General features: G+C 30.1%; 22 protein-coding genes and 1 tRNA gene. 6 read left to right on the top strand and 17 right to left on the bottom strand.

The features are described 5' to 3' along the window. Positions 1 to 64 precede the first annotated feature (64 nt). Complete coding sequence (gene ykzS, locus K5Q11_RS02430; RefSeq protein WP_506256433.1) at positions 65 to 295, bottom strand: protein YkzS; 231 nt, start codon at positions 293 to 295, stop codon at positions 65 to 67. Between the two features lie 105 nt (positions 296 to 400). Between ykzS and K5Q11_RS02425 the strand changes: the two genes are divergently transcribed. Further along, entirely contained in the window at positions 401 to 2,554 is a 2,154-nt protein-coding gene (locus K5Q11_RS02425; RefSeq protein WP_220751094.1) for an ATP-dependent Clp protease ATP-binding subunit, read from the top strand. A gap of 84 nt (positions 2,555 to 2,638) precedes the next feature. Next, positions 2,639 to 3,421 carry a MucBP domain-containing protein gene (locus tag K5Q11_RS02420; protein ID WP_220751093.1) on the top strand — a complete coding sequence of 261 codons (783 nt, stop codon included), beginning with the start codon at positions 2,639 to 2,641 and terminating at the stop codon, positions 3,419 to 3,421. 39 nt (positions 3,422 to 3,460) lie between these two features. On the opposite strand, the gene K5Q11_RS02415 is transcribed toward K5Q11_RS02420, so the two are convergent. The 5 genes from K5Q11_RS02415 to K5Q11_RS02395 all read right to left on the bottom strand — a co-directional run bounded on the left by K5Q11_RS02415 (position 3,461) and on the right by K5Q11_RS02395 (position 9,048). Continuing rightward, on the bottom strand, positions 3,461 to 4,885 hold the full coding sequence (locus K5Q11_RS02415) for a C69 family dipeptidase (RefSeq protein WP_220751092.1): 1,425 nt from the start codon (positions 4,883 to 4,885) through the stop codon (positions 3,461 to 3,463). A gap of 55 nt (positions 4,886 to 4,940) precedes the next feature. After that, entirely contained in the window at positions 4,941 to 6,518 is a 1,578-nt protein-coding gene (locus tag K5Q11_RS02410; RefSeq protein ID WP_220751091.1) for a peptide chain release factor 3, read from the bottom strand. A gap of 108 nt (positions 6,519 to 6,626) precedes the next feature. Then, the gene (gene tagD / locus K5Q11_RS02405) at positions 6,627 to 7,037 is read right to left on the bottom strand and encodes a glycerol-3-phosphate cytidylyltransferase (protein WP_220728685.1); all 411 of its coding nucleotides are present in this window, start codon (positions 7,035 to 7,037) and stop codon (positions 6,627 to 6,629) included. A 72-nt stretch (positions 7,038 to 7,109) separates the two neighbouring features. Further along, positions 7,110 to 8,231, bottom strand: coding sequence for an AI-2E family transporter (locus K5Q11_RS02400; protein WP_220751090.1), 1,122 nt, complete (start codon positions 8,229 to 8,231; stop codon positions 7,110 to 7,112). Further along, positions 8,224 to 9,048 carry a regulatory protein RecX gene (locus K5Q11_RS02395; RefSeq protein ID WP_220751089.1) on the bottom strand — a complete coding sequence of 275 codons (825 nt, stop codon included), beginning with the start codon at positions 9,046 to 9,048 and terminating at the stop codon, positions 8,224 to 8,226. Before K5Q11_RS02395 ends, K5Q11_RS02400 begins: the two co-directional genes overlap by 8 nt. A gap of 91 nt (positions 9,049 to 9,139) precedes the next feature. Here K5Q11_RS02395 and K5Q11_RS02390 point away from each other — a divergent pair, with 91 nt between their 5' ends. Further along, positions 9,140 to 9,595, top strand: coding sequence for a flavodoxin (locus K5Q11_RS02390; protein WP_220751088.1), 456 nt, complete (start codon positions 9,140 to 9,142; stop codon positions 9,593 to 9,595). Positions 9,596 to 9,618: 23 nt separating this feature from the next. Here the strand turns inward: K5Q11_RS02390 and K5Q11_RS02385 are convergent, their stop codons facing one another. Both K5Q11_RS02385 and wecB read right to left on the bottom strand, forming a co-directional pair. Next, positions 9,619 to 10,515 (bottom strand): YihY/virulence factor BrkB family protein, encoded by an 897-nt coding sequence (locus K5Q11_RS02385; RefSeq protein WP_220751087.1) that lies wholly within the window; start codon positions 10,513 to 10,515, stop codon positions 9,619 to 9,621. Between the two features lie 14 nt (positions 10,516 to 10,529). Further along, complete coding sequence (gene wecB, locus K5Q11_RS02380; RefSeq protein WP_220751102.1) at positions 10,530 to 11,624, bottom strand: non-hydrolyzing UDP-N-acetylglucosamine 2-epimerase; 1,095 nt, start codon at positions 11,622 to 11,624, stop codon at positions 10,530 to 10,532. 199 nt (positions 11,625 to 11,823) lie between these two features. Between wecB and K5Q11_RS02375 the strand changes: the two genes are divergently transcribed. From K5Q11_RS02375 to rbsU, 3 genes are all read left to right on the top strand, one after another. Next, positions 11,824 to 12,750 (top strand): glycosyltransferase, encoded by a 927-nt coding sequence (locus K5Q11_RS02375; protein WP_220728680.1) that lies wholly within the window; start codon positions 11,824 to 11,826, stop codon positions 12,748 to 12,750. A 1-nt stretch (position 12,751) separates the two neighbouring features. Further along, a complete protein-coding gene (locus tag K5Q11_RS02370; RefSeq protein ID WP_220728679.1) occupies positions 12,752 to 13,162 on the top strand; it encodes a GtrA family protein in 411 nt (136 codons plus the stop codon). A gap of 173 nt (positions 13,163 to 13,335) precedes the next feature. After that, positions 13,336 to 14,217, top strand: coding sequence for a ribose/proton symporter RbsU (rbsU, locus tag K5Q11_RS02365; protein ID WP_220751086.1), 882 nt, complete (start codon positions 13,336 to 13,338; stop codon positions 14,215 to 14,217). Between the two features lie 44 nt (positions 14,218 to 14,261). Here the strand turns inward: rbsU and K5Q11_RS02360 are convergent, their stop codons facing one another. The 9 genes from K5Q11_RS02360 to K5Q11_RS02320 all read right to left on the bottom strand — a co-directional run bounded on the left by K5Q11_RS02360 (position 14,262) and on the right by K5Q11_RS02320 (position 21,250). Then, positions 14,262 to 14,981 (bottom strand): winged helix-turn-helix transcriptional regulator, encoded by a 720-nt coding sequence (locus K5Q11_RS02360; RefSeq protein WP_220751085.1) that lies wholly within the window; start codon positions 14,979 to 14,981, stop codon positions 14,262 to 14,264. 26 nt (positions 14,982 to 15,007) lie between these two features. Next, a complete protein-coding gene (phoU, locus tag K5Q11_RS02355) occupies positions 15,008 to 15,745 on the bottom strand; it encodes a phosphate signaling complex protein PhoU (RefSeq protein ID WP_220728676.1) in 738 nt (245 codons plus the stop codon). A 14-nt stretch (positions 15,746 to 15,759) separates the two neighbouring features. Then, entirely contained in the window at positions 15,760 to 16,515 is a 756-nt protein-coding gene (pstB, locus tag K5Q11_RS02350; protein ID WP_220728675.1) for a phosphate ABC transporter ATP-binding protein PstB, read from the bottom strand. 14 nt (positions 16,516 to 16,529) lie between these two features. Further along, positions 16,530 to 17,327, bottom strand: coding sequence for a phosphate ABC transporter ATP-binding protein PstB (gene pstB / locus K5Q11_RS02345; RefSeq protein ID WP_220751084.1), 798 nt, complete (start codon positions 17,325 to 17,327; stop codon positions 16,530 to 16,532). Further along, the gene (gene pstA / locus K5Q11_RS02340) at positions 17,327 to 18,220 is read right to left on the bottom strand and encodes a phosphate ABC transporter permease PstA (RefSeq protein ID WP_220751083.1); all 894 of its coding nucleotides are present in this window, start codon (positions 18,218 to 18,220) and stop codon (positions 17,327 to 17,329) included. Before pstA ends, pstB (K5Q11_RS02345) begins: the two co-directional genes overlap by 1 nt. Continuing rightward, on the bottom strand, positions 18,210 to 19,142 hold the full coding sequence (gene pstC / locus K5Q11_RS02335; protein ID WP_220751082.1) for a phosphate ABC transporter permease subunit PstC: 933 nt from the start codon (positions 19,140 to 19,142) through the stop codon (positions 18,210 to 18,212). The genes pstA and pstC overlap by 11 nt, the downstream gene beginning before the upstream one ends. A 23-nt stretch (positions 19,143 to 19,165) precedes the next feature. Beyond that, positions 19,166 to 20,029 carry a phosphate ABC transporter substrate-binding protein PstS family protein gene (locus tag K5Q11_RS02330; RefSeq protein ID WP_220751081.1) on the bottom strand — a complete coding sequence of 288 codons (864 nt, stop codon included), beginning with the start codon at positions 20,027 to 20,029 and terminating at the stop codon, positions 19,166 to 19,168. A 137-nt stretch (positions 20,030 to 20,166) separates the two neighbouring features. Continuing rightward, positions 20,167 to 21,021: a phosphate ABC transporter substrate-binding protein PstS family protein gene (locus tag K5Q11_RS02325; protein WP_220751080.1), complete on the bottom strand. Its 855-nt coding sequence runs from the start codon at positions 21,019 to 21,021 to the stop codon at positions 20,167 to 20,169. Positions 21,022 to 21,177: 156 nt separating this feature from the next. Beyond that, positions 21,178 to 21,250: transfer RNA gene (locus K5Q11_RS02320), tRNA-Arg, on the bottom strand. Positions 21,251 to 21,315 lie beyond the last annotated feature (65 nt).

Below are 21,315 nucleotides of genomic sequence, written 5' to 3'. Positions count from 1 at the left end.
CTTACCATTGTGAAGATATTAATTTTAGAATATCAATGAATATATTAAAAAACAAGATTTATTATTAGTTGTCATTGCCACGCTCATAAAAATAAGTTATTTCACCATTTTGATGTGCTTTACCAAAAATACTTTTTCGCGTATCAAAGTTCATAAAAGCCCTTTGAAAAACAACAAACTCATCTGGTTTTATCTTAATATTCTTTAATTCACCATTCTTTAAACGATTTAACATCTCAGTATAATCTTTTTCTTCGATGACAATCCCTCCTTTAACTATTATAATACGATACAAATAAAATATGTATTATTAAGGTTAAATTACTTGTGATAATAGTGGATTGATGTATAATGTTTTCCAAAGGTCAATAAAGGTCAATATAGTAAAGGAGGCCTATTAATGCTATGTCAAAATTGTAATAAAAATGAAGCAAGTATTCATTTGTTTATAAATAATAACGGAAAAAGACAACAAATCAATCTTTGTCAAGAATGCTATTTAGAACTATCAAAAAATCAAGGATTTCAAAACAATCTTGAAGGTGCTGACCTAAGTGACGGTAATTTAGGCAGCTTAAATGATATTTTAAATTCTATGAAAAATAATAACGATGCCGCTGATAATCAAAACACCAACCAACAACCCAAGAGTAAAAACAAAAAAAGCTTACTCAAAAAATTTGGGGTAAATATAACGGAATTAGCCAAAAACAATGAAATAGATCCGGTTATTGGTCGGGATAAAGAAATAAATAAAGTTATTGAAATCTTAAATCGCCGAACTAAAAATAACCCAGTTTTAATTGGTGAAGCAGGTGTGGGAAAAACTGCTGTTGTTGAAGGCCTTGCACTACAAATTGCTAAGCATAAAGTTCCAAGTAAACTAATTAATAAAAAAGTTTTTAGGCTTGATATGGTTTCATTAGTTCAAGGAACCGGTTTTCGTGGCCAATTTGAACAAAGAATTAATCAACTAATTCAAGAAGTTAAGCATGACCCTAACATAATTTTATTCATTGATGAAATTCATGAAATCATGGGTGCTGGAAATGCAGAAGGTGGTATGGATGCTGGAAACATTTTGAAACCAGCATTGGCTAGAGGTGAATTCCAATTAATTGGATCTACCACCCTTAAAGAATATCGTGATATTGAAAAAGACTCCGCTTTAGCAAGAAGATTTCAAAAAGTTATGGTTAAAGAACCTTCAATTCAAAAAACGGTAGATATTTTAAAGGGAATTCAAAGTAAATATGAAGAATATCATCATGTTAAGTATACAGATAAAGCAATTGAAGCTGCTGTAAGGTTATCTAAAAGATATATTCAAGACCGTTATCTACCCGATAAAGCAATTGACCTATTAGATACAGCAGGTTCTAAAGCTAACCTATCTATAAACTTTACAGATCCTAAAACTTTAAAAAATAAAATAGATAATTATGAAAACGAAAAACAAAATGCACTAAAGAATGAAGATTACGAAAAAGCAGCCTATTACCGTGACGAAATCAAGGCAATTAAAGATACTGACATCGATAATCAAAATACAAATGTGCCTAACATTAAAGTTAGCGATATTGAAAAAATAATTGAAAATGATACTGGTATTCCAGTTGGAAAACTACAACAACAAGAAAAAACTAAGTTACGGGATTTAGCAGAAAAGCTTAATAAGAATGTTATTGGTCAAAGTAATGCCGTGAATAAAGTTTCTAAAGCTATTAAACGTAATCGAATTGGGTTTAACGGTACTGGTCGACCAATTGGTTCGTTCTTATTTGTTGGAACAACTGGAATTGGTAAAACCGAACTAGCTAAACAATTAGCTAAGGAATTATTTGGTTCTAAAGAAGCCATAATTAGATTTGACATGTCTGAATATCGTGAACAACACTCTATTTCTAAACTAATTGGTTCACCACCTGGATATGTTGGTTATGATGAAGCTGGTCAACTAACTGAAAAGGTCCGCCGTAATCCATATAGTTTAATTTTATTTGACGAAGTAGAAAAGGCACATCCAGATGTATTACACGCCTTTCTTCAAATCTTAGATGACGGTCGCCTTACTGATTCTCAAGGAAGAGTCGTTTCATTTAAAGATACTGTTATCATCATGACTAGCAACGCTGGATCTGATATTAAAGAAACCAGCGTTGGATTTGGTGCTGAACGTACTAATAGTACTAATTCAGTTATAAATAAACTTACTAATTACTTCAAACCTGAATTTATCAATCGTTTTGATGATATTGTTGAATTTAATCAATTAAGTAAAAACAATTTGAAAACCATTGTTGATATTATGATTAATAATTTAAACAAGATGCTCTCAACTCAGCACATCAGCATTGAATTATCCGACAATGCTAAAAATAGAATTGTAGAACTTGGATACAATCCTAAAATGGGTGCTAGACCATTAAGAAGAGTGATTCAAGAGCAAATTGAAGATAAAGTTGCTGATTATTATTTAGACAGAAACGAACAAGTTGGTAACATATTTGTAGATTTAGATAATGAACGAAACATAATGATTACAAATAAATAATAAAAAGACCTTTAAGGGTCTTTTTTTGTACATATTTTAATGTAAAGCTATGTTAATATATTAATGAAAGGAGATTATTCCACAATGAATATAGCAAAATGGTTATTTAAAAAATCTTTTAAAAGAAAAAGTATACATAGAAAAAGATTTAATAAAAACAATCAATCCACTAAAAACAATCAATCCATTAAAAACAATCAATCCATTAAAAACAATCAATCCATTAAAAACAATCAATCCATTAAAAAAATTATTATAAATTATATTGATATTAATAATTATTCCAAGGTAAAAAAATCGGATGTTATATATGGTAGAGAAGGTGAAACTGCTAATTTCAAAATACCAATTTTAGAAAAATATCATTTAAACTCAATTAATAGCCATAATTTAGTTTTTAATGAAGAAATTAGTAATATAATAATTTTTTATAGCAAAAAAAACTTCTTGCAAATTGCTATTTACTATATTGACGTTGACAACAATAAAATAATTCATAATACAAAATATTTATTTGGAGAGTTAGAAGAACATTATAGTATTAAATTTCTTAAAATAAATGGATATGAATTAATAAGTTTTAAAGGTATACTAAATGGAAAATTTGATCCAGATAATAAATCAATAATATTTTTCTATAGAAAGAAACGCTATGATAGTTTGAATTTAAAACAATATTTTATAAAGTTAAATAGATATACTGAAATTTACTCTTACCCTAATGGAAAAACCTTAAAAACCCAATTACCAGAAAATAGTATATGGAAAGTTTTTTTTAAAGTTAAAATAAATCAAGAATACTGGTTAAATCTGGGTGGAAATCAATGGATAAGAGATGAAAATATTAAAGAAATTAAAACTAGTTAATAAAAAAAGCTAAAGACAATATATCTTTAGCTTTTTATTTTATAAATTTTCATCCATATTAAAAGTTAATTTAGATAAGGTTAATCCCTTTTCGATTAAGCGATTAGAAAATTTATTAGTTATATTTTTCATTTCAGCAGTAATTACATGATTTTGAGCGGTTAAATATTCTGTAACTTCATCATCATTTAACTGTTGTGCATGCTTAATACTATTATCGACATGTCTTCTTAGTTTTTCTTTAACATCAGTTAAAAAGTCAATATCATCTTGAATAAACTCAGCATAGTGTGATTCAACTAGCATAGATAACTTTCTGTACATCCAATAAGCACTTTTATCATCCAAGTGAACTGGAGTATTAGAATATGATGCATCTGTATCATTAGCATTTCCAAAAAATGGTACAAATGGTGCAAAAGCAGGTACTCCAAAGCATAGCCACATAATTGCTGAACAATTTTCATTAACATCATTTCTAATTTGTAGAACGTGTGAGTTTTGTGTTCGATTCATTGAAATTGGTCTAAATTTTAATTTTTTATCATCATTTTTAGAATTCAAAGGATCATATTCAGTTTCGTTATAGTGTGATCCTAATACACATTCAATATCTTCAACACTAATTTTCTTATTCGTTCTGCAGATAAATGGTAAATCTGATGAAGTAGGTGACTGTTTAATCTCAGGATTGAAATACTTTTGACCAAACCAAACTCTAGGTGTGTTGTAGTGTCTATCTTTTTCATTATCAGTACCAAAAATATGACGGAAATTAAAGCCATTCTTATCTGTATTTAAATTATTATTTGATACAAATTCTTGAATGCCATCAGAATACATAAAGTTATCTGGATCATTAAAATCTACATCTTGAATGGCAACTTGGTTAGCACAAACAGCATAAGCATCATCAGGAATTCTTTGAGCTACCCAGTGATGTCCTGTAACAATTTCCATATACCATACTTCATCTTTATCTGAGAATAAAACGCCATTACCCTCTGGAGAACCATATTTTTTAATTAATTCCCCCAAATAATGAACTCCATCCCTAGCTGAATCGATAAATGGTAACACCATGGACTGCAATGAATCTTCAGCTAAACCATTTTTAACTAACGGATCAAATGCTAGTGCTCTTTCATTCCCATAAACACTTTCTGTAGCTGACATAGCTACATTTTTTTCATTGAAACCACTTTCTGCGTAGACACCTTCTTTGTCAACTTCTACATTAGGTGTCATAGAATAACGATATCCACTAGCTGGCATAGGAGCTGTAAATCCATTTTGGTTAGAAACCCAAGTAGCCTTACGATTAGTCACAGCTGGTTCAACACAAAATCTTTGTGGAGTTAATGGCAAAAAAGTATCGTCATTTCTAGCAATCATAGTTGAACCATCAATGGTTGCATCTTTTCCTACTAAAATACTTGTACATGCTGATAAATGCTTACTCATTTTATTATCTCCTTTGAATAAGAAAGAAACAATGTTAAATTTCTTTTATAGCCTTTTATAGCTTAGAGGTTAATTCTACATCTGGATATTTATCTTTAAACCATCGTTCAGCGAATGCGTTCTCAAATAAGAATAATGGTTCGTCATGTATATCCTTAACTAAAATATTTCTAGATGAAGACATTTTTTCATCTAACTGTTCTGGATTAATCCATCTAGCCGTTTTATGTCCCATAGTTTCCATAACTACTTCAGAATTATATTCGTTTTGCATTCTAAATTGAAATACTTCAAATTGAAGTTGTCCAACTGCACCTAAAATGTAATCACCAGTAGTGTATGCAGTGTATAGTTGTACTGCCCCTTCTTGAACTAACTGGTTAATTCCCTTATGGAATGATTTTTGTTTCATCACATTTTTAGCTGAAACTTTAACAAATAATTCAGGTGTAAATTGTGGAAGTTTTTTAAAGTTAATGTCTTGTTTACCTGTGTAAATAGTATCACCAATTTGGAAATTACCAGTATCATATAGTCCAATAATATCACCAGCAACCGCGTTTTGAACGTTTTCTCGTGTATTGGCCATAAATTCAGTAACATTAGACAATCTAAGTGATTTTTTGTTACGTTCTAGAGTAACATCCATTCCTCGATTAAATTTACCAGAACAAACTCTAACAAATGCAATACGGTCACGGTGACGAGGATTCATATTAGCTTGAATTTTAAAAACAAATCCAGAAAATTCTTCGTCATCTGGCTTAACAGTTTTATCATCTTGAGTTTCATGAACATTCGGAGCTGGCGCAAATTTTAAGTAGGCATCTAAAAAGGTTTGTACTCCAAAATTAACTAAAGCTGAGCCAAAGAAAACTGGTGTCTGATCACCCTTTTTAATTTTTTCAATATCAAAAGGATTACCTGCTTCAGTAATCAAATCCATACTTTCTTTAGCATCTTGATAAACACTATCTTCAGTTATAGGATTATCATTTTTTAGATTTCCTTCATCGTCTAGTGGTAAATATGGATTATCTTTATCTTCTGGACGATATAATTCAACTCGTTTATTATAACGATCATATAAACCACGTAAAACTTTCCCTGAACCAATTGGCCAGTTCATAGGATAACCTTCAATTCCTAAAACATCCTCTAATTGACTAATTAATTCCATTGGATCACGACTATCTCGGTCTAATTTGTTCATAAAGGTAAAAATTGGAATTCCACGCATTTTACATATCTTAAATAATTTCTTAGTTTGAGGTTCAATCCCCTTAGCAGCATCAATAACCATGACAGCTGAATCGACAGCCATTAAAGTTCGATACGTATCTTCTGAAAAATCCTCATGTCCCGGAGTATCCAAAATATTAATTCTTTTACCAGCATAATCAAATTGCATAACTGAACTAGTAACTGAAATTCCACGCTTCTTTTCAATTTCCATCCAGTCAGACTTAGCAAAATTACCTGATTTTTTAGCTTTTACCGTTCCGGCTTGTCTAATAATTCCACCAAACAAAAGTAACTGTTCAGTAATAGTTGTTTTACCAGCATCCGGATGAGATATAATGGCAAAAGTTCTTCTCTTGTTTACACTTTTATCTAAGCTAACGTCACTCATTTAATGAATCCTTCCATTTTTTAATTTAATTATTTAAAAGTATTGTAACATATGTTAGGTAGTCAACATTCCAAAATAAAAGCACCCTTATTAAAGGATGCTTAAAATTTAGGCTTTCCAATCTTCACTATCTTTGATGCCTAAATCTTTCTTAATTTTAGTAGTTGAAATCCCTTCAGTTCGTGGTAAATAGACTACTTCACAGTAATCTTTCAAAAAATCAAATTTACCATTCCAATCATCACCCATAACAAAAACATCTATTTTGTTATCGACAACATCTTTTATCTTTTGATCCCAACCATTTTCAGGAATTACTCGATCTACATAACGAATAGCTTCCAATACATACTTACGATCTTCAAAAGAAGTGTAAGCTTTTTTACCTTTTTCTGCATTAAATTCATCTGTTGATAAACAAACAGTTAAATCATCGCCTAATTCTTTAGCACGTTTTAATAATCTAACATGACCTTTGTGTAATAAATCAAAAGTCCCGTAAGTAATAACTTTTTTCATAATTTCTCCCATTTACAATTAAATTAATTGAAATTTATTTCAATATTATCATAAACATCAGCTACGTCAATCTTATAATTTTATATTTGAATCGTTCTCTCTCTTTTGTAATAGCCAAATATTATATATATATTGTACAACAACTTTTACAACCGCGTATAAAGGAATTGCTAAAATCATCCCTAACAAACCAGCTATATTACCAGCAGCTAATAAAATAATAATAATCGTTAAAGGATGTATCTGCAAGGACTTTCCAATAACATTTGGATAAACCAAATTACCATCCAGTTGTTGTACGATTAGAACTACGATAATTACATAAATTAGTTTAACCCAACTATCAGATAATGCTACAAATACAGCTGGAACAATTCCTAAATAAGGACCTACATAAGGAATAATATTACATATTCCAGCAAAAACACCGAGTAATAATGCATAATTTTGGCCAATAAAAAAGTATCCTAACGACGTAAATGTCCCAACAAATAAACACTCAATCATTTGTCCACCAATATATTTAGAAATGGTTTGACTCATTTTAGTAATCAAATCTATAGTTTGTTCGCGGTGTTTAGGTGGTAATAATTTTTTTATACTAGGCAACAATTTATGACCATCTTTAAGCATGTAAAATAATATAACTGGCACTGTAATTATTAAAATTACAAAACTAGTTGCCATTGAAATAATTTGACCAACACTAGATGTAATGCTGCCTAGCGAATTTTGTGCATACGTATAAGCATTGCTTTGTAATTTATCGATATAATCACTAATATGTGCATTTTTTAAAATCCCACTATGTGAATAACTATTAATAGATTTAGTAGTAGTTTTGGCTAATGATGGAATATTGTAAACTAGATTAGAAATTTGAGTAACTAATCTTGGTAAAAATGAAGAAATTAAATATACTAATATTCCAATTAAAAATACAAAAACAATAATTGTAGCAATGGTTCGTGTAACATGAAATCGTTTAATTCTAATTTTTTCTAATAAATTAACAATTGGATTCAACATATAGAATAAAACTCCAGCAATTAAAATTGGAGCAAATACAGTTGAAATAAAAATCCCAATAGGTGAAAATACAAAACTAATATTGGTACAAACAAATATTATAGACACCACAATTAGAAGTTCTAAAGACCAAAATATAATGGGTGATTTTTTTAAATTATTCATCTTTAAATTCCTCTGATTCACTTATTTTTTTATTTTCTAAATAGACATTAATATCATCTAAGTCAAAACCTTTACGATATAAAAATTGTCTCAATTTTAAATCACGTTTGATTGGTTCTAACCGACTGTATCGACGATATGCTTTGTCTCCTTGCATCTGTAAAGCGTCTTGTTGTTGATCAACGTCATTTTCTAAATTAGATAAATTAATTATTGTATCCAAGTCATTTATTGGATATCCTTTTTTAATCAAGTGTTGCCTAACCTTTTGTAATCTTAAATTATAACCATCATTCTTGTAGTGTTTAAACGCTTTTTTAGCTTGGAAAATACCGTTATTAATTATATCATCAGACTTATAATTGTTATTAATGGCTAAATTAATTTTTTCTTCGTCGATATGGTTAAACTTTAATTTATTAAAAATATCATTAGGTCCTTTATCATGTTTTCTGAGCTCTGTACGCACAAAGCTATCAGCATAATTTTGGTCTCCTAATAATTTTTGTTCTAATAATTTATCCATAATTGAATTAATTTGGTCTTCATCATCAGTACTTTTCTTTAAAAATTGTTTAATTTCATATTCAGTTCTCAGTTTATAAGATAAATAATTAATCGCTTTATCGTAAAGCTTAGATTTATTATCTTCCGCAATTAACTTATTTTTTAATTCATCATCAATTTCCGTTCCTTTAAAAATGCGGTACTTAATCATTACCTCTTCACTAATTGGAAACGCATATTTATCATTAATAAAAACATTAAAGCGGCCTTTACGTTTTTGTGAAACTATTTTAGTTATTTTATTTAACATAATTAAAATCCCCCCTATCATAAAAATTAACAAGTCATAAAAGTTCTGATATACTAACTTAACTGAATAAATACTGAAAGGAATCATTGATATGATAAAAGCACACGTTGTTTTTGCTACAATCACTGGTAATAATGAAGATGTAGCTGATATTATTACTGAAGGATTAGAGGACTTAGATGTCGAGGTAACTCAAACTGAAATGTCACAAACCGATGCTAGTGAACTTAAGTCAGCTGATATATGTGTTATTTGTGCCTACACATATGACGAAGGATCCCTTCCTGAAGAAGGATTAGACTTTTTCGAAGATTTAGAAAACTTAGATCTAAACGGAAAAGTGTTTGGTGTAGCTGGTTCTGGTGATGTTTACTACCAAGAATTTTATAATTTAGCAGTAGATAAGTTCACAGATCAATTAACCAAAACTGGTGCTAAAAAAGGTGCTAATAGCTTAAAAATAAACTTAGCTCCTGAAGAAGCTGACATTGAAAAATTAGATGAATTTTCCAATCAATTAGTAACAAGTTTTAAAAAAATAAAATAACTAGTATTAAACCGTTGAATATATCAACGGTTTTTTCTTTTAGCTATTTTCAATTCTTTAAGATTTGGAGTAGTCCGATATATTTTTTCATGATTAATATCTTGAAGTGTAGCATTAATAACTGTTCCCGAAAGAAAAATTATTCCTAATAAGTAAAACCACATCATCAAAACGACAAAAGCACCTAATGTTTTATATGCATCAATATTTTTCATGAAATAATGTAAATAAATGGTAAAACCCTTAGATAAAATAATTGATCCTAATAAAGAAAATAAGGAACCTACCCAAACATATTTCATTTTCACATTTGCACTAGGTACAAAATAAAAAAGTAAAACGATCAACGCAAACAACCCTAACAAGGTTATTGGAATTCTTAACAAAGAAAAAATGTCAGCTATATTCGCCGATATTCCTATAAAATCAACTACATAATTAATGATAAACTTACTGAAACCTAAAAACAAAATGAGTACCATTATTAGTAAAATTAACAGTAACGTCCAAACAAAAGATATAATTCGATTAATAAATGCACCATTTTTTTCAATGCCATAAGCTCGATCTACATTACGTTGAAAAGCTGCAATCGCACGACTAGCTGACCAAATAGTTATTATTAATCCAATCGAAAGTTTCTCACTATTACTACCCTGCAAAGCTGAAGTAATAATTGGCTTTATAATAGAAAAAATAGTTTCTGGCAACACCGGCTTCAGATAATAAAGTATTCTATATACGCTAACGTTAAGCATTCTTAAAACGTTGCCCAAAACTATCCCGATTGGAAACAGGGATAAAATTGCATAAAATGAAGTAACTGCTGCTGAATCTGAAACATTAGCCATTTTAAATCTACTCTTTAACAATAAAAACGCAGATTTAACATCTTTTATAAAATATTTTATATCACGCATCGATAAAATCCATCCTAACTAAATCTATCAAAAATTGCATTCAATATATATTCAGCTGCTTTACCATCACCATATGGATTCTTAGCATTGGACATGTCGTTATAGAAGTCTTGGTTATCCAATAATAGATCCATATTGGCTTGAATTTGTGTTGAATCAGTTCCAACTAATTTTAATGTTCCTGCTGTAACCCCTTCGGGTCTTTCAGTATCTTCACGCAAAACTAGTACTGGTTTACCTAAAGATGGGGCTTCTTCTTGTACTCCACCGGAATCAGTCATGATGAAATAACTTCTAGCTGCAATATTATGAAAATCCAAAACATCTAAGGGTTCAATTAAATGAACTCGTTCAACATTATCAAATTCTTCATGCGCTACTTTTTGTACTGCTGGACTTAAATGCACTGGATAAACAATTTCTATATCACTGTGCTTTTTTATCTCTTGTTTAATGGCTTTAAAAGTTCTACGCATAGGTTCACCTTGATTTTCACGACGGTGCATAGTCAGCAAAATCAATTTATGACGCTTATCAATATTATTCAAAACAGAATGTTTGTATTGGTCACTAACTGTTTGATTTAATGCATCAATAGCAGTATTACCAGTCACATAGATATTATTTATATCATGATTTTCTTTTAATAAATTATTCTTACTTAACTCAGTTGGTGCAAAATACATGTCAGACAATACATCTGTAAGTTGGCGATTGATTTCTTCTGGATATGGTGAATATTTATCCCAAGTTCTAAGACCTGCCTCTACATGACCTAATGGTATTTTATGATAAAAAGATGTAATTGCAGCGGCAAATGTACTAGTTGTGTCGCCATGCACTAAAATCACATCTGGTTTAGTTTCATTTATGATTTCATCCAATTTACTAATCACCGAAGTGGTAATTGAACTTAATGTTTGCTGTGACTTCATAATATGCATGTTGTAATCCGCTTTAATTTTGAAAATATCCATAACTTGATCTAACATTTCGCGATGTTGACCAGTTAAAACAGTTATTGGACAAAATTTATCTAAATTTTGATTCATTTTCAGAATGATTGGAGCCATCTTAATAGCTTCTGGTCTAGTTCCAAAAACTGTCATTACTCTAATTGGAGCTTTCACTCTAAAACCCCCATATTTATAATATAATAACTTTAATTATAACAAATATGCACGTAATTGCCGATAGATATAAATTTAACAATATTTGTAGTTTATGTGATAAGTAGTGTGTTAAAATTAAATTCGTTGTTATACATTTATAAATTATATTTTTATATTTTTTGAGGAGGACATTCAATTGAAAAACATTGGTCTAATTGTCCCATGTTATAATGAGGAACCATCAATTGACATTTTTTATAATGCAGTTGAAAAAGTATTTGATGAAATAAAAGAAAATTATACTCATGAATACTGGTTTATAAATGACGGATCCAGCGACGGTACTTTAGACAAAATAAAAAAGTTAAAAGAAACTGATGAAAATGTACACTTCGTATCTTTCTCAAGAAACTTTGGTAAAGAAGCAGCCATGTCCGCAGGTTTAAATAATGCTCAAGGTGACTACATAGCAGTTATGGACGTGGACTTACAAGATCCTCCAACTTTACTACCTAAGATGATAAAATACATCCGCGATGAAGATTATGACTGTGTTGGATGTATTCAAACTTCAAGAAAGCAAAATCCAATTCGTGCTTTCTTATCATCTAGTTTTTATAAAGTAATAAACTGGATGTCAGATGTAGAAATTAAACAAAACGTTAGAGATTACCGATTAATGACTAGACAATACGTAGATGCTGTTATTTCATTAAAGGAATATAATCGCTTTTCTAAAGGAATGTTTAGTTGGGTTGGCTTTAAGACTAAATACTTAGAATATCAGGGTGTTTCAAGAGCTGCCGGTGAAACTCACTGGTCCTTATATCAATTATTAGAGTATTCACTTGAAGGAATTATTGATTTTTCTGATGTTCCATTAAAAATGGCGACTTGGATAGGTGTATTATCATGTCTATTATCTATATTAGGTATGTTATTTGTTATCTTTAGAGCCCTACTATTTGGTGGTGCAGTTGCAGGATGGCCATCATTAGTTTCTATCATTTTGTTCATTGGTGGTATTCAACTATTTTGTTTAGGAATATTAGGTAATTATGTAGGAAAAATTCATTTAGAAAGTAAACATAGACCACAATATATTATTAAAGAGAAAAAATAATATGAAAATTATACAAAACAATAAACAAGTTATTTCATACCTATTTTGGGGAGTAATGACTACATTAATAAACATTGTCGTATTTATGCTTTTACAAAAATTAACTAGTTGGAACTACAATATAAACAATAGTATTGCTTGGATTGCTAGTGTAGTATTTGCATATGTAACTAATCGAAAATGGGTATTTCATTCTAAAAGCAGTTCTATTAATGAATATTTAAAAGAATTTATATCTTTTTCTTTTGGTAGATTTGCTTCTTTCATAATGGAAGAAATTATTTTATGGGTATTTATAACGGCTTTAGGTCTAAATGCTGGTATTGCTAAAGTAGTCGGACAAGTGGTTGTAATTGTGTTCAACTACTTCTGGTCTAAGTTAGCAGTATTCAAAAATAAAAAAGATTGCTAAAAAATTTTAGTAATCTTTTTTATTTTACCAATTAAAATAGTGATTATATATGTTATATTATTCAAAGTAATTGTTAAGTTTAAACAATATATGTACATTTAAAATGTTTTGCTGTTATAATGTTGTTAGCGCTTACAAAAAGAGCATTTAGTTAATACAAGGAGGAGTTTATCGTGAATTCTGTAGCTTTATTAATTGGTTTAGGACCACTTATTGGTTGGGGTATTTATCCAACCGTTACATCTAAATTTGGTGGACGTCCAACGAATCAAATTTTTGGTTCAACACTTGGTACTTTGATTTTCGCAATTGTTTATATGATGATTTCAGGGCTATCAATTCCAACTGGCATGCAATTTTTCTTATCATTATTATCTGGAGCTGGTTGGGCTTTTGGTCAAATCATGTCTTTTAAAGCTTTTAGACTGGTAGGTTCATCAAGAGTTATGCCGATTACTACTGCATTACAATTAATTGTAACTGCTTTGTGGGGAGTATTTGTTTTAGGTAACTGGCCTGGTCTTGCATTTAAAATCATTGGATTCCTTGCACTTATTGTTATTATCATTGGTGCTACTATGACTGCCTGGGAAGAAAACGGTAGTGAAGATAGTTCTGCTAATCTAAAAAAAGCAGTTATTTTATTAGTAATTGGAGTTGTCGGTTACTGGGGATATTCTGCGGCTCCTCAAGCTGCTCACATTGACGGAATGCACGCATTCCTACCACAAGCAATTGGAATGGTTTTAGTAGCCGTTATATATTGTGCATTTGATATTAAAGAACACAATGTATTTACAAATCCTGTTTCATACAAACAAATTATTTCTGGTTTCTTCTTTGCTTTTGCTGCTTTAACATATTTAGTTTCTGCTCAACCAAATATGAACGGCTTAGCAACTGGATTTGTGTTATCTCAAACTTCAGTAGTTTTAGCAACGTTAACTGGAATTTACGTTTTACGTGAAAAGAAAACTCCTAAAGAAACTGTAGTTACAATAATTGGTTTAGTGTTGATTCTTATATCAGCTTGCGTAACTGTTTTCTTGAAATAATTCAACAAATAAAAAAGAGTTTAGTTTTATAACTAAGCTCTTTTTTATTTGTTTTTAAGTAAGTATCCAAATCCTCTAACAGTTTCAATATTAACGTTATCATCTTTTTTAACTTCATTAATTTTGTCTCTTAAATGACTAATGTGAATATCAACAATTCTTGATGGTATATAAGAATCCCCATCATTATCACTCTTCCAAACACCATTAAATATCTGTTCCCTACTTAATACTTGATTGCTTTGTTGAATTAAAAAATACATTAAATGGAATTCTTTGGGCGTTAGTTCTAAATCAACATCATTATAGATAATTTTGAAATTTTTTAGGTTAACTACGAAATTGTTAAAAGTTTTAATATCTTTTTTCTTTTTTTTATGTGTATTAATGCTAAATTTAGCATAATTATTAATCCAATGAATGGTTCTAATAATTATTTCTTCAGCATCAATTGGCTGATAAACAAAATCATCAAGATGATGTTCATATATAGCAGATTGTTCATCATTAGTTAGTTTATCTTTAAAAACAACAAACGGCACATTGTAATCTTGTTTTAAAGAATCAATACTTTTTAGCGCTGCAGTAGTCGTTTTCCAAAGGTTTAAATCAATTATAAAGGCAGCAAAATCATAGCTATCTAACAAAGAAGTGACTTTATCAAATTGACTAACATTATTAATAAATATATTTCGTTTATTTCCAGCCGAACTTATTTTTAATGCTAAGTGCAATTGGTTAGTCAAAAGAAGAACCGTTTTCAAAATTAACACCTCTTTGATTTAGAAAGTTATTGATTGTCTTTATCATCTATTAAACCATTATTTTTATTTTTTTCCAAATCTCTTCTCACTAAATCTGGTTCAATTTTACCCGGATTTAATTCTACTAATTCACCTGAATTACGATATAAAATCCATTCAGTTAAATTAACAATGTGATCACCAATTCTTTCAAGTAATCTAATAACTCTTAGATAATTGTATAAAGCATCAATAGCTAAATCATGTTCTTCAGCTTCTTGCATAATTAACTTACGGGCTTGAACAAAATATTTATCGACCAAAATATCTTCTTGTGCAATAACTCTGGATTCATAACTATCATTGTGATAGTAAGAATTTAAGAACGATTCTAGCATCGTCCTAACTTTAAGTGACATTTGAGTAATAATTCTTTCAACATCAGGATTTTGAATTACAGCTTTTAAATGTACAGCTTCGTTAGCAATTGATGCTGCATGGTCTCCAATTCTTTCTAAATCAGAACTAGCTTTTAAAATACAAATAATTTCTCTAAAGTCATTGGCTACTGGTTGTTGTAAAGCAATTAAGTTTAAAGCTTGTTCTTCTAAGTTAACTTCTTTTTGATTAACATTTTTATCTTGATTAGAAACAATGTTTTTATCAGCATGATTAGAACTTAAAAATAATTTAGTAGCTTGATATATCTCTTCGTTAACATCAATTCCCATTGAGATAAAATTATTTTGCAATTTCTTTAATTCTTCGGTAAATTTTTTCGCCATAACGCATCACCTTTCTAGCCAAAGCGACCATTCAAATAGTCACTAGTTATTTTATTTTCTGGATTTAAAAACATTTTTTCTGTTTTATCAAATTCAATTAAGCGTCCATTCAGCATAAATGCAGTTTTATCAGAAATCCTAGATGCTTGTTGCATATTATGTGTAACTAAAATAATATTGTAGTCTTTTTTAATGTCCATAAGTGTGGATTCTACTTTGACACTAGAAATGGGATCTAAAGCACTGGTAGGTTCATCTAGTAAAATGACATCTGGATTAACTGCTAAAGTGCGTGCAATACAAACTCTTTGTTGTTGTCCACCGGATAAAGCAACCGCATTTTTCTTTAAATCATCTTTTACTTCATCCCAAATTGCAGCTTTTTTTAAACTAGTTTCTACAATTTCATCTAGTACTTTTTTATCTTTAACTCCTGATATTCTTGGACCGTAAGCTACATTATCATAGATAGAGAATGGAAATGGATTGGGTTGTTGGAAAACCATTCCAATTTTTTTGCGAATTTCTGATTTAGACATCTTAGGTGAATAAATATCTTTTCCTTGTAACTTGATAGTTCCCGTAATCGTTACGTTGTCTAATAAATCATTCATACGATTTAAACATCTTAAATAGGTAGATTTACCACAACCCGATGGGCCGATTAATGCTGTAATTTCACCATCTAAAAATTTTAAACTAATTCCATGTAAAGCTTCAGATTTTCCATAGTATAAACGTAAATTTTTAGTACTTAGTATTTTACCCATTTATAATCTCCTTACTATCCAAAGTGTCCTGAAATGTAATCATTAGTAATCTGCATTTCTGGATTGTTAAAAATTGAATTAGTGTCGTTGTATTCCAATAGATGTCCTGAATGCATAAAAGCAGTATAGTCACTAACTCTAGATGCTTGTTGAATATTATGTGTAACTATAATAATTGTATAGTTCTTTTTTAATTCTCTTAAAGTTTCTTCTATTTTACCAGTCGATACCGGATCTAAAGCACTAGTTGGCTCATCTAGTAATAATATATCTGGTTGCATTGCAATTGCTCTAGCAATACAAAGTCTTTGCTTTTGTCCTCCTGATAAAGACATTGCACTATCATCTAAATGGTCTTTTACTTCATCCCAGATAGCAGCTTGTTTTAAACTACTAACTACCCGTTCTTCAAGAACTTTTTTGTCTTTAATTCCATGATTTTTTAAGGCAAAGGTAATATTGCCGCGAATTGATTTAGCAAATGGATTAGGTTCTTGAAAAACCATTCCAATATGTTTTCTAACTTCATATACATTTACTTTAGAGCTGTTAATATCAATTCCTTCATAAATAATTTTACCCTTAACATTTGTATTTCCATTTTCATTCATTCGATTTAAGGAGCGCAAATAAGTTGATTTACCAGAACCAGAAGCACCAATTAGTGCTGTAATACTGTGTTTGGGTATTTTAAGACTAATATCATAGGTAGCTTGCTTTTTGCCATAAAAAACACTTAATTGATCAGTCTCTAGGGCAATATTTGAGTTTACTTCTTTTACATACGATTTGCTCAAATCATACTTTTGCATTATTTCACTTCCCCAACTGTAAATTTCTTATATAACTTCTTACCTATCCAGTGTGCAAAGAAGTTGAACAAAATGATAACTAAAATTAATACTGCTGAAGCACCACTAGAAATAGCGTTTGCATCTGGAGTAATTCCTTCAGAATTAACTTTCCAAATATGAACTGCTAAGGTCTCTGCTGGACGCATCGGATTTAGAAAACTATCCGGACTAAATGGATTCCAATTAGCGTAGTTTAAAACAGGGGCACTTTGACCCGATGTGTATATTAAAGCTGCTGCTTCACCAAAAATTCTTCCAGAGCTTAAAATAATCCCTGTTATAATTCCCGGAATGGCTGAAGGAAAAATTATTTTAATAATTGTAGTCCACTTTGATAATCCTAAAGCTAATGCACCTTGCATTTGAAAATCTGGTACAGACTTAATTGAATCTTCAATATTTCTAGTTAGAAGTGGCAAGTTAAAAATAGTTAAAGCTACAGCTCCCGATATGATTGAAAAGCCAACCTGAAATTTAATAACGAAAACTAGGTAAGCAAATAATCCTACCACCACTGAAGGTAATGAACTTAAAACTTCAATCAAGGTTCTAATAACATCTACGATCCAATTTTTAGGGGCATATTCTGCTAAATAAATACCAGCTCCTAAAGCAATTGGAAAAGATATAATTAACGTTAATATTACCAAGTAGATAGAATTAAATAACTGATCTCTAATTCCTCCCCCAGCTTGATAAGATTGTGATGGTGAGAGTAAGAAATCTAATGACATATGTGGCAAGCCTGTCACTAAAATATATGAAATTAATAATACTAATAAAGCTACAACTACTCCAACTAAAGAATTAATTACTGTAGTTGCAATACGATTAACTGATTTAGGATTCATATTTAGCTGCACCTCGTTTACCAATAATCTTAATTAAAATATTGAAGAACAATGACATAAACAATAGCACTAATGCTAGTGACCACAATGCATTATTTTGTAGAGTTCCCATGATAGTATTTCCAATTCCAGTAGTCAGTTGACTAGTTAAGGTTGAAGCAGGTGTAGTTAGATTAGTAGGCATTGTAATAGAGTTACCAATTACCATTTGTACTGCTAAGGCTTCACCAAAAGCTCTAGTCATTCCAAAAATTACCGCAGTTAATATTCCTGGTAATGAAATTTTTAAGACTACTTTATAAATAGTCTGCCATCTAGTAGCACCTAAACCATAAGATGCTTTGATGTAATAATCAGGTACTGATTTAATACTATCTACTGTTAATGAAGTCACAGTCGGTAAAATCATTACGAATAAAACAATTGCACCTGCTAAAATACCAAATCCAGTTCCACCATAAATACTTCTAACTAGTGGCACAACCAGTGTTAATCCAATGTATCCATATATAACAGATGGAATTCCTACTAATAATTCAATCGTTGATCTTAACAAACGGCTGCCTCGGTTATTTGCAATAAAAGTCATGAAGATAGCACAAGCAATTGCAAACGGTGTAGCAATGGCTGCTGAAATTAAAGTTACAGTAAATGAAGTCACAATCATTGGTGCTGCACCAACTTCTGGTTTACCATTAGCTCCCGTTGAAGATGGGCTCCAAACATTACCGAATAGAAAATCAAAAACGTTTATCTTACTCTGTGTAAAAGTATCAATTCCCTTAGTAGTCACAAATCCTAATATAGAAACTACTAATGCAATAATTATTAAAATACAAAAAGAAGATATTATCTTTCCAAATGATTCTTGATAAGTTTGTTTGGAAGGAGATAAAAATTTTTCCTTTAAGCTATTTTTCATCGTTGCTTTACCTCGCAATACTATTATTTTTTAGTAACAACATTATCTGAACTTTTTACAACCTTCATATCATGAATACTAATATATCCAAGTTTTTTAACTAACCCATCTTGTGTTGGTTTAGATTGTAAATATTGAATAAAGTCTTTTACATTCTTTTTAGCATCCTTAGCAGTGTACATGTGTTCGTAAGACCATATTTTCCAAGAATTATCCTCAACGTTCTTATCTTCTGGTTTAACTCCATCAATTGAAAGTGGTTGAAGAGTATTGTCTAAGAAAGAAAATGATAGATAACTAATTGCTCCAGGAGTACTAGATACTATTCGTTTAACAGTTCCATTTGAGTCTTGTTCTTGAGCATTTAAAGCTTTTTCACCATTTAAAACGGATGATTCAAAAGTGTTTCTAGTTCCACTTCCTTTTACTCGATTAATTACAATAATTTCTTGATTCTTGCCACCTAACTGTTTCCAATTAGTAAATTTTCCTGTAAATATATCACGTAGTTGTTTAAAAGAAATATTTTTAACCCCTACCCCTTTATTAACAACTGGTGTAATACCAACTACCGCTACTTTATAATCAGTTAATTTTTTAGCATCAATACCAGTTTGTTTATCAGCAAAAACATCTGAATTTCCAATATTAACGGCTCCTTGTGAAACTTGACTTAATCCAGTTCCTGAACCGCCACCTTGCACATTAATTGTTAAACCTTTTTCTGTACTATATTGATGAGCTGCTTGTTCAACCAATGGTTGTAAAGCGGTTGACCCCACAGAAGTAATTTCTTTGGACTTAGATCCATTATTAGATGAACAACCAGTTAAAAATAAAATTAAGATTCCTAATGCAGATATAAAATGAATTAATCTGTTATTCATAATAAGCCTCCATAAATTTCTCGTACTAATATGCTTATTAATTTAACAAACTAGTGTAAATTCATTATGATTTTTTTGTAAATTTTTTGTAAATTATTTAAAAAAAGGTTTCTAGCTAGTGCCAGAAACCTCTTTTATTATTTTTTAATTACTGTATTATCTGAGTTTTTTATAACTTTCATGTCATGAATACTAATGTAACCTAATTTTTTAACTAAAGTACTTTGAATTTTTTTAGATTGCAAATATTTAATGAACTCTTTAGCCTCTTTACTAGGGTTTGTCTGTGTATACATATGTTCATAAGACCATATTTTCCATTTGTTATTAGTAACATTTTTATTATTTGGATAAATATTATCTATAGATAAAGGTTGCAATGTTTTGTCTAAAAATGAAAAAGACAGGTAGCTAATTGATCCTGGGGTTTTAGATAATATTTTTTTCACAGTTCCATTTGAATCTTGTTCTTGAGTATTTACAGATGATTGATTACCAAGTATAGCATTCTCAAAAGTGGTTCTAGTTCCACTTCCTTTTACTCGATTGATTACAACGATTTTTTGGCTTTTACCGCCAACTTGTTTCCAATTGGTTATCTTACCAGTAAAAATAGCTTTTAATTGTTTAGTTGATAAGTTAGTAACTCCAACATCTTTATTGGTAACGGGAGCAATTCCAACAACTGCTACTTGATGATCTAAAAGCTTTTTAGCATCAATTCCTAACTGATGATTAGCAAAAATATCTGAATTTCCAATTGACACAGAACCCTGCGATACTTGACTAAGTCCTGTACCAGAACCGCCACCTTGCACGGTAATTTTACCGTTAGACTTACTATCATATTGTTCAGCAGCTTGCTCTACTAAAGGTTGTAAAGCGGTAGATCCTACAGCTGTTACCTCTTTGGAATTAGATTTATTGTTACAACCAGCTAAAAATAAAATACAAATGCCAACTATTGAAAATAAATATGCTAGTCTTTTCATGTATAACCACCCCTTAAGTTAATTAGTACACTTATAAGATATCAAACTAACGTAAATAAACTATAATTTTTATGTATTGTTTATGTAAACATATTAGTAAAATAAAAAAGGCCCAGTAATTACTAGGCCTTTTTTATTCTGTTGATTTTCATTTTATGACTCCACTCGGACTCGAACCGAGATCAGCCGCTTAGGAGGCGGTCGCCCTATCCCGTTGTGCTATGGAGTCATATACAATTTAAATAAGACAATATATATTTTCTCACGTAAATTGTATAAAGTAAAGATGGCTTT

It is taken from the genome of Apilactobacillus xinyiensis (assembly GCF_019656235.1).
GTDB lineage: Bacteria > Bacillota > Bacilli > Lactobacillales > Lactobacillaceae > Apilactobacillus > Apilactobacillus xinyiensis.
The sequence above is the reverse complement of the archived record's forward strand: the minus strand, read 5'-3'. Positions and strand labels throughout refer to the sequence as shown.